The sequence below is a fragment of the Coprococcus sp. AF99-45 genome, from assembly GCF_027663865.1.
GTDB classification, from domain to species: domain Bacteria; phylum Bacillota; class Clostridia; order Lachnospirales; family Lachnospiraceae; genus Allocoprococcus; species Allocoprococcus comes.
The window spans coordinates 40,807-56,129 of sequence record NZ_JAQDGZ010000006.1; the positions used below are offsets into that span (position 1 = coordinate 40,807).

Genomic DNA, 15,323 nt, shown 5'->3' on the forward strand with positions numbered 1-15,323 from the left:
TTCCGAAGAAACCGCCAAAGGTTCTATCAGACCGAAGCCATGATATACCTACACGCAAGAAGATTATACCATGTGCTTCTTCTGATACGCAACCGAGAACTTATGTTTGTGAAGGAAAGGAGAATGTAAGAATGGCAAAATCAACAAAAAGTTATGAAGAACGAATGCTTGAAATGGAAAAGAAGGAACAGGAAAGCCTTGAAAAAGCAAAACGATATGCAGCACAGAAGAAAGAACTTCTAAAACGAAAGAAAGCCGAAGAAAGTAAAAAACGAACCCATAGGCTCTGTCAGGTTGGCGGTGCGGTGGAATCCGTTCTTGGTGCGACTATTGAGGAGGAAGACATCCCAAAGCTGATTGGTTTTCTGAAAAAGCAGGAAGCCAATGGGAAATTTTTCTCAAAGGCAATGCAGAAAGAAACAAATACCGATATGGAGGAAGTGTAATGGCGGATGGGATGAGTTTTTCATTCCCTTCATTGCTTTTTCATGAAGGGCGCACTTATGGACAACCAGAGGTCGTCCCAATAAGTTTGCCACAAGTGGCAACCGGTCTGCGCTCACGCTTGCCGGGCTCGTTCCGTCGGCGGGGCTTTCAGCCAGACCTGCTCATGCCACAGGAGGCACTCTTCGCCAGAGAGGCGCATTCCATGCAGGCTGCTATGCGCAGGGCACTCTTACGCAGAGGGCGTTCTGGCAATGCTGCTTTTTCTAAAATCGAAAGCAATGTTGCCGGAAATCTATACCGGATGTGCAGAAAGGAGGAATCCAGATATGGCGATTTTTCATTACACAATCAAAATAGTCGGACGAAGTAAAGGGAAATCTGTTATCTCCGCTTCCGCATATCTCAATGGGGATGTGATGAAAAACGAGGAAACCGGGAGAATCAGTTATTACACTTCTAAAAAAGAAGTGGTCTACACCAGTCTGATGATGTGTGAAAACGCACCTCCTGAATGGCAGATAGTACCAGAAGAAAATATAAAACGCTTTCAAAAATCTGTCCGCTACAAAAGGTCAGAAGATAAAGAAGCTGCTTTAGAAAAATTCAAAATCACATTTCAGAAACAGAGGTTATGGAATGAGGTATTGAAGATTGAAAAAAATGCAGATGCCCAACTTGGCAGGTCATTTGAATTTGCCCTCCCCAAAGAATGGAGCAGACAGGAACAAATTCAATATACAACCGACTATATCCAAAAAACTTTTGTAGATAGAGGAATGTGCGCTGATTGGAGTATCCACGACAAAGGGGATGGCAACCCCCATGTCCATCTGCTTCTAACTATGCGTCCTTTTAACCCGGATCATTCTTGGGGAAAGAAAGAAGTCAAGGATTGGGATTTTGTCAGAGATAAAAACGGAAATATCGTGATTGATGAATCCCATCCGAACTGGTGGCAGGATAAGAAAAACCCTGACCGTCATGGAATCCGTATCCCTGTATTAGACGAAAACGGAATTCAGAAGATTGGAGCAAGAAACCGCCTGCAATGGAAACGGGTGCTGACCGATGCTACTGGATGGAACAATCCAAAAAATTGTGAACTGTGGCGGAGTGAATGGGCAAAGGTATGTAATGAACATCTGCCTTTGCATAATCAAGTTGATCATCGTTCTTATGAAAAGCAGGGAAAACTCCAGATTCCTACCATCCATGAAGGAGCTGACGCAAGAAAGATTGAACAAAAGTTTTTTGCCGGGCAGGAAATAAAAGGCTCGTGGAAAGTAGCGGAAAATCAAATCATAAAACAACAAAACACGTTATTGCAAAAGATACTAAACACCTTTGGGAAAGTATCGGGTGCATTATCATTATGGAAGGAGCGATTAAATGACATTAGAAGAAAGCCGGGAAATTATACCCTTAATGGAATCCATGATTGGTCAAATCGAAGAACAGCAGAACCTAATGGCAGAAATGATTCTGGAAATGCAGAACCGGGACACTCAACTCTCTCTTATGCAAAAACAGAATCAGAAATTACAAAAATTAAACAACGAGTTATCCGAGCTGCTCAACATTTTGCCAAATACCGAGGAACTGCTTTCCAAGATGGAAGAACAGAAAACGAAGATAGAGCTTTTGGAAAACGAAAATCAGCAATGGCAGAAATTGGCACAGAAGCTGAACAGCGAAAACAGTTTATTACTGAAACAGAACACCGAATTGCTGAACTGGAACAGCAGATAGAGAAAGGACGTGATATAGATGAACGAATCCAGAGAATCAAAGAACGCCGAACAGTTGGAAGAACTTCTGCTCTTGACCGAGGAGATACAAGAAGAACTAGAACAGAAAGAACAGCTTATCGTGGAACTGAAGACGCAGCTCAGCGAATCTCTGACCTTGAACGAGAAATTAAACAAAGAGAACAGAGCCGGGAATATTCAAGCATTAAAGAACGACTTGAAGCTGGCAGACAGAGCATTGCGGATCGAGAAAGAGAAGTTGCGAAGCGCAAACGTCATGATAGAGGAATGTCAAGATAAAATATGCTATTTAACACAGGAACGGGATTATGCCCGGACACATCAGAAAATCGTAGAAATACCGGTAGAAAAGCCGGTACTCTATGAAAAATGTGAAGCCTGTAACCGGACAGCCTATCAGAATGCAAAAGCAAAATACGAAACACAAAAAGAGCGACTTGCAGGACAGTATAAAGCAAAAACGGTAATGTTCCAAACAACCTTGTTCCTTCTTGCATGGTATTCGTTGACAACCACTCTTTTTCAGGCAGTACAGTCAGATATGTTCCTTGTCGATTGTAAATCATTCTTCAATGATTTAGCATCATTCATACAAACCTTTGTCGGATGGACGATTGATGCCGGGCATTCTGCGGCACAGATTAGTACAAAAATTCCAAATGCTTTTATAGCCGGAATGGTATATTGGTTATTGCTAATATTGATTGTAGGAATATGTATGGCAGGAACAGGGATGCTGGCGATACTGATAGAAATAAAGGTTATAGAATTATATAAGAAAAACTGTTGGGATGTTATTACTCTACTAATGATACTGACAAGTGTTGCTATTGTCATTTATTTTGGAGAATCAATCAAAAAAGTACTGTCAGTAAATCTTCTATTGCTTTTCGTACTTTCGCAGGGCGCATATGTTGGAATTAGATGTTATCTTAAAGTTTGGTTAGAAAAAAGACCATATTAGTATTTTCAACTTACTGTATAGACAGTAAAATTACTCCATACCAGCCTAGTGAAAATTTACTGTATGAAAAGAAGTATTACAGAGAAAAAAGGCTGTAAAAACAGGAACAGCCAGCCCGAAAGAATTTACGGACTGGCTGTATCAGCAGAGTAATGTAATTGTGGAGCTGACCGAGATATGAAAAGCTTTCTATCATCAATTTCGCATTATTGCAATAACAGATTGCTTCTTCCATGAATGAATAAGCAATATTGTCATCAAACTTTCAAGCATAAACATAGCAACAGCAAAAAGAGTAAAAGCAACAACCGGAAATACAAATCCCGTAGACATGCCTGCATTTTTCAAAAATATACCGATTGCATATCCGCCGGGGATTCCAACAACAGCAGTTATAAGCAATGCAATCAAAGTAGTAAAAAGACCTTCCATCATAAATGCTTGCTTCAACTGCTTATTTGTCATACCAATAGATTTTAGTGTGCCCATTTCCTGTTTCTGTGATAAAAGATTTGTCACAGTAAGATTGATTTGATTGATGACCGCAAATATCCACAAGATGGCTGCAATCGCATAAGCTAATGTAAAACCTGCACGATTGTCTGATTGGTGTTCTACAATAAAATCTTGAAGGGTTTGTAAGCGAACATCCCTATTGTCAGAAACGAGTAATTTGAGTTCTTGCTCGATTATCTCCTGATATTCAGCTTCTGCTTGTATTTCGATTGCGTATGTACAGTCATAACCTGCAAGTTCTTTGAGCATATTTTCCGGCATTCTGAAAATATAGCCACCCATTCCATCATTGCTGGAAGTGATTGCACCAATTTTGAATGCTTTTGTTATTGTTTTACCACTATGATTTTTGAAATTAAAGGTCACAGTATCCCCAATTTGAGGTTTCCAATGGTAAACATCATAAATACGTTCGGGATCACTTACAACTAATTCTGTATCATCAGTAATATTTCCAGACAAAACCGCTGCATTTAGCGACGCCAAATCCTTTTCATTATAGCCGAGCATCAAGGTGCTATCTGAAATATCATTGTCTGTTGAGAAATCAACTGGTACGGTAGCATAAGTAAATATATTGCTAACTCCCTCTATATCTCCAACACGCTTTACATAATCAGAAAAATATTCTTTCTGCAAGAGAGCATCCAAATTTTCACTTTCGTTTTCTAAATCAATGCTGATTTTGAAATCTCCGTACTTCATATCCCAATAACGAGCCATACTCTCGGCATTAAAAGAACTCTGATAACTTGCTGCAAGGAAAAATATAACTCCGCACAGTCCCAATGATAAAATGGTCAATAGAGATTTTTTTCTGTTTCTGGAAAAGCTGATTTTCGCTAAATATACAGGCGTAATACGATGTCTTTTGTGAGTGCGGTAATTTACAATTCCCACTGGATTTTTCAGGGCGGAAATTGGAGAAGTATTCGCTGCAATTTTTGCTGGTTTACGAACACTAATATAAACAAGCAGTATTCCAAAAAGGCATGCGCCACATAGAGAAACAATAAATGCAAATACTGACCAGCCTTTTGATTGCAGACAATAGCTGATGATCGTTCCCATGATACTACCAATTAAAATCCCCGGAACTGCAAGCATATAACCCTGTTTAAGAACTATTTTATAAATTTGCTTTTTACTTGCCCCTATTGTCCGAAGCTGTCCGAACTCAGCAACTTTTTGTCCAACCGAAATATAGAAAATGCTGTAAATTACAAGTGCGGCAGCTAAAAACAAAATGGCAGCAACTACACCATATACCGCATAATTACTGAAGGACAAAGTTGTATTTACATAATCATAGTAACTGCTGACTGTCCAATTATTCAGTCCAGTCTCCTCTGAAATTTGAGATAATATTTCTGTTGCTTCGTCTTTTGTAAGGGTATCTGCATTTTCAAGCCAAACATATCCATTAAGCAGGTTATTTCCACGTAATTCCCGGCATTTTTCAAGTGAAACAAAAACAGGATAAGCGGTAGAAGTTTTATCATGATAAATACCAACAATAGTATAATTCTTCAAAGTACCATCCAGATTCAACTGAACTATGGCGTTGATTTCCGGAGACTTATTTTCACTGGCAAAAAAGGCATCTGTAACAGCAATTTCACTTGCTTTCTCTGGATATTTTCCGTCAAAGGCAGGAATCAAACTAAGCATGTCATCATCATAATAAATCAGAGACAGTTCTTTAGAATTTTCTTTCACTGTTTTGATATTACAGGAAAGTCCTACACTTTTTACTTCTTCGTTTGCTAACAACTTTTCTTTACTGTCCTGCGTAATGTCAAAGAAAATCCCTTGATGTAATCCTTCGATTTCTTTCTGATTTTGATAAATGATATTTTGCACTGTGAGCAACGACATCATTATCATAGCAACGGCTACAATAATTGCCGAAAGGCAAAATAAGTTTTTCTTCTTATCAAAACGCACACTTTTTCGTGCTAATTTTTTAATTACTGCACTGGTATCATTTTCAAAAGGATAATTCATAATTCCCACCTCCTTTAGCCAACAATTTTACCATCTTCAATCCGTACAATGCGGTCTGCGAGTTGAGCGATCTCGTTGTTGTGAGTAATCATTACAATGGTCTGATTAAATTCTCCGCTGGTATGCTTCAAAAGCCCTAACACATCTGCACTGGTCTTGCTATCAAGATTTCCGGTCGGTTCATCAGCAAGGATAATCGCAGGCTTCGTAATTAAAGCTCGTGCAATCGCTACACGTTGCTGTTGACCGCCTGAAAGATTGTTCGGCATATTTTCCAGTTTATCTTCTAAAGCCAACATATACACAACTTCGTCCATAAATTTCTGGTCTACTGTATCGCCATCCAGTTCCACAGGCAGGACGATATTTTCATATACATTCAAAATCGGAACCAGATTATAATTTTGGAAGATAAATCCGATGTTACGACGGCGGAAAATTGTCAATTCATCATCATTCTTTTTTGCGAGTTCTTCTCCCCGTACAATCACGCTGCCGGAAGTGGGGGTATCAAGTCCTCCCATCATGTGAAGCAATGTAGACTTACCGCTGCCGGAAGTTCCAACTACGGCAACAAATTCTCCCTGTTCCACAGTAAAATTTACACCATTAAGGGCACGAGTAATATTTGGTTCTGTGCCGTAATACTTCTTTAAGTCGATTGTTTGTAAAATGCTCATATTCAAATGCTCCTTTCAAGGCTTTCTATCTGTTGATAAAGCCATTGTAAACCACAAATGTTACACAAATGTCCGAGATAGAAAAAATTTTTATCGAAAATCAGAGTGAAATGTTACAACGCTCGGACATTTCAAAAAAAGTGGTTATATCTTACCTTACAGGAAGCATAATAGAAAATTCTGAGCCTTGCCTCAGCTCTGAAACAACCTTGATATAGCCCCCTTGCCTTGTTACAATCTCACGAGCCAAATACAAACCTATTCCCACACCCTGTTGATCGTGTACTTCTTCCTCACGATAGAAGCGCCGGAAGATGGCAGCCTGATTGCTTTCTGAAATGCCCTTGCCGGTGTCGGTCACTTTGACCTCTACGTACATTTCCCACTGAACCACTGATACAGAAATCTTTCCACCTGACGGAGTGTATTTTACTGCATTGTCCAGCAGATTGAAAAGGGCTTCGCTTGTCCACTTGCTGTCATGGGAGATTATCAAATTTTCCGGGCAATCCACGGATACAGCAATTTCTTTTTTCTCTGCGGCATATACAATACTGCTCATGGCTTGTGCAAGCGTATGGAATAAGCTGCTGTCTTTCTTTTCTAATCGTATTGCTCCGGTTTCCAACCGGGACGTTTTAACCAGTGCTTGGAACAGAAAATCCAGTTTATCAGTCTGACTACGTATGCCTTGTAAAAAGTCCATCCGTTCTTCTTCTGAAACAGGCTTTGTTAAAAGTGTGTCCGTTACCATTTGCAAATTGCTGACAGGCGTTTTAACTTGATGTGAAATATCAGAAATCAGCATTTGAAGCTCCTGTCGTTCCATGTCTACCTTGTGCCGGTTTTTCTGCATAATCTCATACAACCGAATTAAGCGGTGGTTGATACGGGCAAAAAGAGTTTCACTATCATTTGACTTTTGTAATTCCTCGTTTCCATCAATCATGTTGTCCAGCGTCCGGCACAAATTAGAAGTAAAATGAGAAAGGCGTTTTCCAAAAATCAGCACCAATAGCCAAATCCAGAAAAACGCACAGAGTGTCAATGTTCCACCCACTATAAAAATTCGTATATCCTGCATTATACCGCCGAAAATACCGGTAATTACCAGCATAGAGAAAACCATGCCAGCACTAACCAGTCTACAAATTTTCTTAGCAGAAAGGTTATTCAGATTCATTTCTTTTCGCCTCCTGTCCATTGATACCCCATACCATAAACCGTTTTGATATATGTGTCGCCATCCGCTTCAATCTTACTGCGAATACGGCTGATAGAAGTAGTAAGGGTATGTTCATCTACATATTTTTCATCAACATCCCACAGTTTTTCTAAAAATTGTTGGCGAGTAAGTACCTGCTTCGGATTTTTAAGAAATAGGTTCAACATTTTATATTCCATCGCAGAAAGTGCTAATGGTTTCCCGTTCAAACTTGCAAATTGTTCCGAAAAATCCAGAAACAAGCTACCATCCTCGTAAATATCCTTAGCTGGTTTGTGATGCTCCAACATAGCGAACATGGCTTTGATTTTTCGCTGCAAAGCACTAATCGAAAAAGGTTTCGTGATATAATCCACTGCACCAGCTTCATATCCCCGTATCTGATTGCTTTCCTGATCGTTGGCAGTTAGAAATATAACTACTGTATCAGGATGCTCTGGCTTGATAAGACGGCATAGGTCATAACCATTTCCGTCTGGTAAATTTATATCCAGCAATACCAAATCAAAAATGTTTGTTTTTAATGATTCAGCGGCTGTCCTTGCATTCAGAACAGAAGTTATTGTGTAACCGTCCAATTCCAAATTATAAGTAAGCGTTTTATTCAAAAGATTATCATCTTCGACAATTAAAATATGCTTCATATTATCACTTCCTTTTCTTTTTGCAGATAGTATAACAGGCAAATGTCCGAGAATTGTTACAAGGACAAATATATTTTTCATTTTACAGCTTTTTTCTGTGTACTGCAATTTTATAAAAGAAAGGACAGCAGTGTCAAATTGCTGTCCTTTCTTTTATCATAGCTGGTAGTGTATAAGCGTGGGTTCATCATATCGGGTGTGGTATCTTTAACTACAGGAAACTCCCTACAACACTATCTCACTTCTTGCTTAATAAAGTTCTAATGAATCTTCTGTATCCACCCACATCTGTAAATTGCCATCAAGATATAATCTTGCATATTCCAAAGGCTCATCCACAGCCAATGAAGTAAGCGCACATTCTGATCCATATGTGGTTTTTAAATTTTTTTCAGCTTCCCAGCAATCAATGCGAAGCATATATCCAGCACTTGTGTAAACATCAATACTATCGTGGTTTATATTATATTCTGCATAAATTGTTCTCATCGTATCTTATCTCCATTTTCTTTTGATAATCAGTTACAGAGTTAAATATCGAAAACATTTCAATCAGTTCACCATGTCGTTATTGTTATATGTTATATTGTGTTATGAAATTTTCTTTCCCTTAATTTTTCCCATATTAAGGTTCATGAAAAGCAATGGGAAAATGTAACACAAGGGAAAGAGTAAGGGAAAGTTCACTTGCTACAAACTTAGTATTTTCAAGGGTTTGCGAAGAATTTGATAATCAAATATAACAGTTATTAAATTTCCTAAAATATGTGAAATATCAACTGAAAGTTGTCAAGATATAATAAAATTATTTTTGGGCCACATAAAGAAATCTATGTATTCTGCCTTCTATTACACCATTCTTTTCTAACACTTCCTGAGCATGGTATAAGTTTAACAAACACTTCTTTACATCAAAATTAGGGAATTCCCATTCAATAATATGTGCAAACCAAACGAGAGCACCTACATTCCAAAATTTAATTGGACGATACACTTCTTCTGCTTCAAGGGTTGTAAACCCCTTTTTTTCAAATGCTTGTTGTACTTTATGCAAATATTGCTTAGGAAATGGTAATGGTGGTATTTCGTTTAATAATAGCTCAACAAGTTCCCTATCATTTTCTGCCCCTACCTGTTGCGTAATAAAAATTCCTTTGGGTTTTAATACTCGCCATATTTCATTTTCGTTGAAAGCTCCATGACGATTTATTACAATATCAAATGTTTCGTTATTAAAAGGAAGTTTTGTAAGTCCATCGGCTTCCCTAAAATCTACCCCCAGTGGAAGTAATTTTTCTTTGCATAATTCGACATTGGGTGAGTATGCTTCTGTTGCACTCAAATGACAAAGAGGGTGTTTTAATGAAAGAAGGAACTCTCCACCACCTGTATCAATGTCTAATAGTTTCATTTCAGGCAATAAATAGTGACGAATAATTTTACTATAATCCCAAGGTAAATCGTTTTCTTCTTCGTATTTTCCATGTATATGAGAAAAATCCCACCCATGAATATGTGCAACCTTTTCTTCTTCCAACCATTCATTTAATAACTGTTCTTTATTCATTGTATAACTACTCCTTTTCGTATTGTTATTTATGTTTTACGATAGGGTGCAGTTACCTGATAACATAAGTTTTTGACCTCGATGCAACCTGTTACCAGATTTTATAACTGCACCGAGTAATTACCTCGAACAAACTGCATAATTGCTTCACCGCCTTTCAGAAATTCAACCATTAAACAAATTCAAGTTTGTTACTCACATGATATCATATTTTTTCTTCAATTACATCCACCTAATTTTAATACACTGCCATTCGACTTGCTGGGATTTCTTTAGTCGTCAAAAGGTTTTGGACTAAACTTACTCTCGTAGTCAGGTCCACAAATTTCTTCAGATTTTTTTTGAGCCACTCAACCTGCATAGTTAACTGACCAACCTTTTTTGCATACTCTGCTTTTTCCTTGCGTTCTTCGGCAAGCTTATCCTTGAGGTTTTCCTCACGCTTGTCATCAAACACGGCGGTAGCATTGTTAAGAAATTCTTTCTTCCAATTGCGGAGCAGATTTGGTTGGATATTATTCTCGGTTGCAAGGGTGTTGAGATCTTTCTCGCCCTTAAGCAGCTCGATTACTAGGTCTGATTTAAATTTGGCACTAAAGTTTCTTCTTTGTCTGGACATACTGATGAATCCTCTCTTTCATACTGATTTTAGTATATCAGATTCATTAAAAAATGTCCGAAAAAGTGTCTTAATTTATGAGACCATTATACTTGGTGATCATGGGGAATTTGAAACATTCAAGAAACAGTTGATGAAGGAAATTATTCTGATCTGTACCTATGAAGCCGAAGGAGAAAATCCGGAATTAGTTCTCTATAAAAAGAGATAAAAATTGCGAAAAGATAGAAATTCTATAAAAAATCCGCTATACTGGAGAGGAGTTGCTATTGCAGAATTTGCAGTAGCGACAGATGCTTCGTATAGCGGATTTTTTTATAATGGATGATTGAGAAAATTGAAAGTTGGAATTGAGTCAATGGATGAAGTGGGCAGTATTGACTGGATAGTGGGAAAGTTCCAAAGAAGTCAATGAATAGATATTCGAAAAGCCAAAAATAAATCAACAAGTAAGGAGACAACTTATGTCAGAACAGGAAAAGAACACTGAACAAGGCGTTCACAAGCGCCGCACAAGGTACAAGGGGAAATATCCACGAAAATTTGAAGAAAAATACAAAGAATTACAGCCGGAGAAATATCAGGACATGATTGCCCATGTCATTCAGAAAGGAAATACACCTGCCGGAATGCACATTTCGATCATGGTGCAGGAAATTCTTGATTTCCTGAAGATCCAGCCGGGAGAGGTGGGATTTGATGCAACACTTGGCTATGGTGGACATACAAAAGCAATGCTGCAATGTTTGGAAGGCAAAGGGCACATCTATGCGACAGATGTAGATCCAGAAGAATCTGCAAAAACAAAGAAACGTCTGGAAGAACAAGGATTTGGAGAGGATATTTTAACGATCCGCCTTCAGAATTTCTGTACTATTGATGAGATTGCAAAGGAAGTTGGGGGCTTTGACTTTATTCTGGCAGATCTGGGTGTGTCTTCCATGCAGATTGACAACCCGAAGAGAGGATTTTCTTTTAAAGTGGACGGACCTCTGGATCTTCGCCTGAATCAGGAAAAGGGAATCAGCGCAGCCGAAAGGCTGGATACGATTTCCAGAGAAGAACTTGCCGGGATGTTATATGAAAATTCGGATGAACCGTACTGTGAGGAACTGGCGAAAGCAATCACAGAGGAAATCCGGAAAGGACACCGGATTGATACCACGACAAAGTTGCGTCAGGTGATTGAACAGACGTTATCTTTTCTTCCAGAAAATAAGGAGAAAAAAGATATTATAAGGAAAACCTGTCAGCGGACTTTCCAGGCACTCAGAATTGATGTGAATCACGAATTTGAGGTACTGTATGAATTTATGGAGAAGTTGCCGGGAGCTTTAAAGCCGGGGGGAAGAGTGGCGATTCTGACGTTCCATTCAGGAGAAGACAAACTTGTGAAGAAAGCTTTAAAAGCAGGATATCGCGAGGGAGTTTATTCCGAATATGCCAAAGATGTAGTCCGGCCTTCGGCAGAAGAGTGTGCACAGAATGGGCGTGCAAGATCTACGAAGATGCGCTGGGCTGTGAAGGCGGAGTAAAAGTAAGTGTAGGCTGATTAGAATATTGACAAAACAAAAATCAAGGATTGGCGAAGGGATTAAAAGAAGCAAGCACAAGGACACTTGGACTTGTGATACCGGATATTGATAATGCTTTTTCGGAAATGGCAAAGGGAGCACAGGATGAAGCATTTACACATGGTTATACTGTTTCTAATTTATATCATGAAGATGACCATAAATTTATTGTAAAAGTTCTTTCTGAGTATTTGAAGAAATAATTTTATGAGGTAAGAAGATGCTGCAAAGTTATCAGAAAAGATAACAGAGCGGCATCTTTTGTTATTTGAAAAATGATTAAAATATATAACAGAAAATTATAAGCCGATTTGTACTTTAGTCTACAAATTCAGATGCCGGCATGATATACTGTATGGAAAAGTTATGAAATATCTGGTATCAAAATGGAAGCTAGGAGGAAAGAAAGAGTATGAACAATTTTTTGCCACAGAAGAGGGGAATGCAGGTTGTCTGGATCATAGTGGGCTGTCTGATCTACGCAGTTGGTCTGAATGTATTTATTATCCCTATGAATTTATACAGCGGGGGAGCAGTCGGTCTTGCACAGCTGTTAAGTTATGGAGCAGGACAGATCGGGATTAAGGAAATTGCAGGTCTGAACCTGTATGGTATCATTTATTTACTGCTCAACATTCCGATTTTATTTATTGCATGGTTTAAAATCGGAAAGACATTTTTTATAAATACAATCCTTGGAACGGTAGGAATCAGTTTATTTACTTCAATCGTACCATCTCCGGCAACAGCAGTGATCGCTGATCCTGTCATTGGAATCATTATCGGTGGTGTTGTAACCGGAGCCGGAATCGGAATCATGCTGACGGCAAAAGGAAGCGGTGGTGGAATCGAGGTTATCGGTATCTGGATGGCGAAAAAATATGCGGGAATGTCCGTTGGAAAACTGGGAACCATCTTCAATCTGATACTGTATGCCATTTATCTTTTAGTTTTTGATATCTCAACGGTGATTTATTCGGTCGTCTACCTGTTCTTCTACACGGTAACTCTGGACAGGATGCATTTTCAGAACATCAATGTGAGAATGCTGATTTTCACGAAGAAGAAGGGAATCGCAGAGGCAATCATGAAAGAAACCGGACGTGGTGTTACGCAGTGGAATGGTGAAGGTGCATTTACGAGTGAACACAATTATGTTCTGGTGACGATCGTGAATAAATTTGAAGTAGAAGATATCCTGAACATGGTGTATTTACTGGATCCGGAAGCATTTACTACGGTAGATGAAGGGGTTAAGGTGTACGGAAACTTCCAGAAGAGAGTTTAGGAGTTAGGAATAAATGTATAAAATACTGATTGTTGAAGACGATAACACGATCGCAGAGCGGCTGGCATCGCATTTGAAAAAGTGGAATTATAAGACAGTATGTGTACGTGATTTCAAAAATGTAATGGAAGAATTTAAAAAGACAGATCCACAGCTTGTAATCCTGGATATCGGGCTTCCGTTTTACAACGGATTCTACTGGTGCCAGGAGATCCGGAAGCTGTCCAATGTGCCGATCATCTTTCTGTCATCGATGAATGACAACATGAATATCGTGATGGCAATGAACATGGGCGGAGATGAGTTTATCGAGAAGCCGTTTGATCTGAACGTAGTGACAGCAAAGGTGCAGGCGGTGCTTAGAAGAGCATATGCACTTCAGGGAACGGCAAATATCATTGAGCATGGAGAAATGCTGCTGAATCTGGGAGATGCATCACTTACAATAGCCGGGCAGAAGATTGAACTCACCAAGAATGAGTTCAAGATCTGTCAGATGTTTTTTGAGAGCGCAGGAAAATTTGTGACCAGAGATGCGATCATGACCAGACTCTGGGAAAGTGACGAATTCATCGATGATAATACACTTACAGTAAATGTGGCGAGACTTCGGAAAAAGCTGGAGGAAGCCGGAATGCATGATGTGATCCGGACAAAGAAAGGAATCGGGTACATGCTGGTATGACAGAGATTTTAAGGGCATTTTGGAAAGAAAAAAGACCGGAGAGAATAGCGGTTCTTGTTTCGGGCATTCTCTTTGCAGTCATCTTCTGGATCTATGAAATTCCGGTGGAGATTGCAGGATATGCGTTCCTTCTGGTGATTTTATGGAATGTGATCTGGTTTACACTTGTTTTCATACGCTATGAAAAAAGACAAAGAATACTGGAAGAAAATCAGGGAAAAATCCGGACAGAGGCAGGAGGATTTCCGGAGGCAGAAAGCCGGGAAAGCGAAATGTACCAGGAATTGATCCGGCAGCTTTACGAAGAGAAAAAGGAGCTGGAATCCTCTGTGCAGATTGAAAAACAGGAGCTGTCTGATTATTACAGCATGTGGGTTCATCAGATCAAGACTCCAATTGCAGCACTCGGTGTCCTGATCCAGAGCGGGGAAGAACTGGAAGAAGTACAGGAAAGCCCGAAAGCACAGGAACTTACCCGAAGCATGAAAATGGAGGTGTTCCGGATTGAACAATATGTGGATATGGTACTCACCTATCTCAGAATGGGTTCCGCAACCTCCGATTACGCCTTCCGGATCTGCAGCCTGGAAGAAATCGTCCGCCAGGCAGTCCGCAAATATTCCCAGATGTTCATCATGACCAGAACAAGACTTCACCTTGAAATCCAGGATCAGAAGATCCTGACCGATGAAAAGTGGCTGACCTTCGTCATCGAACAAATTCTCTCCAATGCAGTTAAATACGCAAGAGGCGGAGAAATATCAATCTACACAGAAGACAAAATTCTGGTAATTGCTGACGATGGAATCGGAATCGCCGAAGAGGACCTCCCAAGAATCTTCGAAAAAGGCTTTACCGGTTACAATGGAAGAGCAAATAAAAAGTCCACTGGAATAGGATTATATCTCTGTAAGTCAATCATAGATCGTCTCCATCATACTATCTGGATTGAATCAAAACCAGAAAAAGGAACAAAAGTATACTTAAATTTTGACCGTGAACATCGGCGGATAGAGTAAAAAATTCAATCGGTGAAAGATTTAGAAAATCTTCAACAACGGAATCAAACTGTAATTTACTTTTTGGCAGGGATCGACCAATCGAAAATGCTCATTCATTTGAACTACACAGCCGCCAGAAAAAATAAATATGGAAAATTCCATGTTTGTGCAATGGAGATGAAACACAGGAATCATGGAGGCCATTGCCGAACATGATTCCCGTCCTAAGTGGTTCATCGGAATGGTTTGCACAAAGGAATTTGGAATATTTATTTTTTCTGGCGGCGTCTCTTTCACCAAATGAGTCTTTTCCAACCCGATCCTTACAAAAATGTAA

At 39.3% G+C, this 15,323-nt stretch carries 16 protein-coding genes; 9 read left to right on the forward strand and 7 right to left on the reverse strand.

The window, feature by feature from the left end:
• Positions 1-131: 131 nt before the first annotated feature.
• Genes PGR14_RS06665 through PGR14_RS06680 form a run of 4 tightly spaced genes read left to right on the forward strand, consistent with a single transcriptional unit; the run spans position 132 to position 3,180 of the window.
• Positions 132-446 (forward strand): hypothetical protein, encoded by a 315-nt coding sequence (locus PGR14_RS06665; protein WP_008394181.1) that lies wholly within the window; start codon positions 132-134, stop codon positions 444-446.
• The gene (locus tag PGR14_RS06670) at positions 446-817 is read left to right on the forward strand and encodes a hypothetical protein (protein WP_015561462.1); all 372 of its coding nucleotides are present in this window, start codon (positions 446-448) and stop codon (positions 815-817) included. The genes PGR14_RS06665 and PGR14_RS06670 overlap by 1 nt, the downstream gene beginning before the upstream one ends.
• Entirely contained in the window at positions 774-2,495 is a 1,722-nt protein-coding gene (locus PGR14_RS06675; RefSeq protein WP_015530716.1) for a MobA/MobL family protein, read from the forward strand. Before PGR14_RS06670 ends, PGR14_RS06675 begins: the two co-directional genes overlap by 44 nt.
• Complete coding sequence (locus PGR14_RS06680) at positions 2,473-3,180, forward strand: DUF6040 family protein (RefSeq protein WP_008394183.1); 708 nt, start codon at positions 2,473-2,475, stop codon at positions 3,178-3,180. Before PGR14_RS06675 ends, PGR14_RS06680 begins: the two co-directional genes overlap by 23 nt.
• Before the next feature lie 195 nt (positions 3,181-3,375).
• On the opposite strand, the gene PGR14_RS06685 is transcribed toward PGR14_RS06680, so the two are convergent.
• The 7 genes from PGR14_RS06685 to PGR14_RS06715 all read right to left on the reverse strand — a co-directional run bounded on the left by PGR14_RS06685 (position 3,376) and on the right by PGR14_RS06715 (position 10,438).
• Positions 3,376-5,703, reverse strand: a complete 2,328-nt coding sequence (locus tag PGR14_RS06685; protein ID WP_006859032.1) for an ABC transporter permease — start codon at positions 5,701-5,703, stop codon at positions 3,376-3,378.
• 14 nt (positions 5,704-5,717) lie between these two features.
• Positions 5,718-6,383 (reverse strand): ABC transporter ATP-binding protein, encoded by a 666-nt coding sequence (locus PGR14_RS06690; RefSeq protein WP_006859033.1) that lies wholly within the window; start codon positions 6,381-6,383, stop codon positions 5,718-5,720.
• Between the two features lie 151 nt (positions 6,384-6,534).
• Positions 6,535-7,566, reverse strand: a complete 1,032-nt coding sequence (locus tag PGR14_RS06695) for a sensor histidine kinase (RefSeq protein ID WP_006859034.1) — start codon at positions 7,564-7,566, stop codon at positions 6,535-6,537.
• Positions 7,563-8,252 (reverse strand): response regulator transcription factor, encoded by a 690-nt coding sequence (locus PGR14_RS06700; RefSeq protein WP_009265522.1) that lies wholly within the window; start codon positions 8,250-8,252, stop codon positions 7,563-7,565. Before PGR14_RS06700 ends, PGR14_RS06695 begins: the two co-directional genes overlap by 4 nt.
• 249 nt (positions 8,253-8,501) lie before the next feature.
• A complete protein-coding gene (locus PGR14_RS06705; protein WP_006859036.1) occupies positions 8,502-8,741 on the reverse strand; it encodes a DUF6061 family protein in 240 nt (79 codons plus the stop codon).
• Between the two features lie 316 nt (positions 8,742-9,057).
• Positions 9,058-9,819 (reverse strand): class I SAM-dependent methyltransferase, encoded by a 762-nt coding sequence (locus PGR14_RS06710; protein ID WP_055247629.1) that lies wholly within the window; start codon positions 9,817-9,819, stop codon positions 9,058-9,060.
• 238 nt (positions 9,820-10,057) lie between these two features.
• Positions 10,058-10,438, reverse strand: coding sequence for a transposase (locus PGR14_RS06715; protein ID WP_008371407.1), 381 nt, complete (start codon positions 10,436-10,438; stop codon positions 10,058-10,060).
• Between the two features lie 464 nt (positions 10,439-10,902).
• Here PGR14_RS06715 and rsmH point away from each other — a divergent pair, with 464 nt between their 5' ends.
• The 5 genes from rsmH (at position 10,903) to PGR14_RS06740 (ending at position 15,004) form a co-directional block, all read left to right on the forward strand.
• Positions 10,903-11,973, forward strand: a complete 1,071-nt coding sequence (gene rsmH, locus PGR14_RS06720; RefSeq protein WP_055247631.1) for a 16S rRNA (cytosine(1402)-N(4))-methyltransferase RsmH — start codon at positions 10,903-10,905, stop codon at positions 11,971-11,973.
• A gap of 47 nt (positions 11,974-12,020) precedes the next feature.
• Positions 12,021-12,215: a LacI family transcriptional regulator gene (locus PGR14_RS06725; RefSeq protein ID WP_008371413.1), complete on the forward strand. Its 195-nt coding sequence runs from the start codon at positions 12,021-12,023 to the stop codon at positions 12,213-12,215.
• A gap of 209 nt (positions 12,216-12,424) precedes the next feature.
• Positions 12,425-13,300: a YitT family protein gene (locus PGR14_RS06730; protein WP_055247633.1), complete on the forward strand. Its 876-nt coding sequence runs from the start codon at positions 12,425-12,427 to the stop codon at positions 13,298-13,300.
• A 13-nt stretch (positions 13,301-13,313) separates the two neighbouring features.
• Positions 13,314-13,985, forward strand: a complete 672-nt coding sequence (locus PGR14_RS06735; protein WP_008371417.1) for a response regulator transcription factor — start codon at positions 13,314-13,316, stop codon at positions 13,983-13,985.
• Entirely contained in the window at positions 13,982-15,004 is a 1,023-nt protein-coding gene (locus PGR14_RS06740) for a sensor histidine kinase (RefSeq protein WP_055156038.1), read from the forward strand. Before PGR14_RS06735 ends, PGR14_RS06740 begins: the two co-directional genes overlap by 4 nt.
• The last annotated feature ends 319 nt before the right edge of the window (positions 15,005-15,323 follow it).

What these genes read in the sequence shown, in the direction of transcription:
- PGR14_RS06665 (WP_008394181.1), top strand. Translation starts at nt 132, where the DNA reads ATGGCAAAATCAACAAAAAGTTATGAAGAACGAATGCTTGAAATGGAA.
- PGR14_RS06670 (WP_015561462.1), top strand. Translation starts at nt 446, where the DNA reads ATGGCGGATGGGATGAGTTTTTCATTCCCTTCATTGCTTTTTCATGAA.
- PGR14_RS06675 (WP_015530716.1), top strand. Translation starts at nt 774, where the DNA reads ATGGCGATTTTTCATTACACAATCAAAATAGTCGGACGAAGTAAAGGG.
- PGR14_RS06680 (WP_008394183.1), top strand. Translation starts at nt 2,473, where the DNA reads ATGATAGAGGAATGTCAAGATAAAATATGCTATTTAACACAGGAACGG.
- PGR14_RS06685 (WP_006859032.1), bottom strand. Translation starts at nt 5,703, where the DNA reads ATGAATTATCCTTTTGAAAATGATACCAGTGCAGTAATTAAAAAATTA.
- PGR14_RS06690 (WP_006859033.1), bottom strand. Translation starts at nt 6,383, where the DNA reads ATGAGCATTTTACAAACAATCGACTTAAAGAAGTATTACGGCACAGAA.
- PGR14_RS06695 (WP_006859034.1), bottom strand. Translation starts at nt 7,566, where the DNA reads ATGAATCTGAATAACCTTTCTGCTAAGAAAATTTGTAGACTGGTTAGT.
- PGR14_RS06700 (WP_009265522.1), bottom strand. Translation starts at nt 8,252, where the DNA reads ATGAAGCATATTTTAATTGTCGAAGATGATAATCTTTTGAATAAAACG.
- PGR14_RS06705 (WP_006859036.1), bottom strand. Translation starts at nt 8,741, where the DNA reads ATGAGAACAATTTATGCAGAATATAATATAAACCACGATAGTATTGAT.
- PGR14_RS06710 (WP_055247629.1), bottom strand. Translation starts at nt 9,819, where the DNA reads ATGAATAAAGAACAGTTATTAAATGAATGGTTGGAAGAAGAAAAGGTT.
- PGR14_RS06715 (WP_008371407.1), bottom strand. Translation starts at nt 10,438, where the DNA reads ATGTCCAGACAAAGAAGAAACTTTAGTGCCAAATTTAAATCAGACCTA.
- rsmH (WP_055247631.1), top strand. Translation starts at nt 10,903, where the DNA reads ATGTCAGAACAGGAAAAGAACACTGAACAAGGCGTTCACAAGCGCCGC.
- PGR14_RS06730 (WP_055247633.1), top strand. Translation starts at nt 12,425, where the DNA reads ATGAACAATTTTTTGCCACAGAAGAGGGGAATGCAGGTTGTCTGGATC.
- PGR14_RS06735 (WP_008371417.1), top strand. Translation starts at nt 13,314, where the DNA reads ATGTATAAAATACTGATTGTTGAAGACGATAACACGATCGCAGAGCGG.
- PGR14_RS06740 (WP_055156038.1), top strand. Translation starts at nt 13,982, where the DNA reads ATGACAGAGATTTTAAGGGCATTTTGGAAAGAAAAAAGACCGGAGAGA.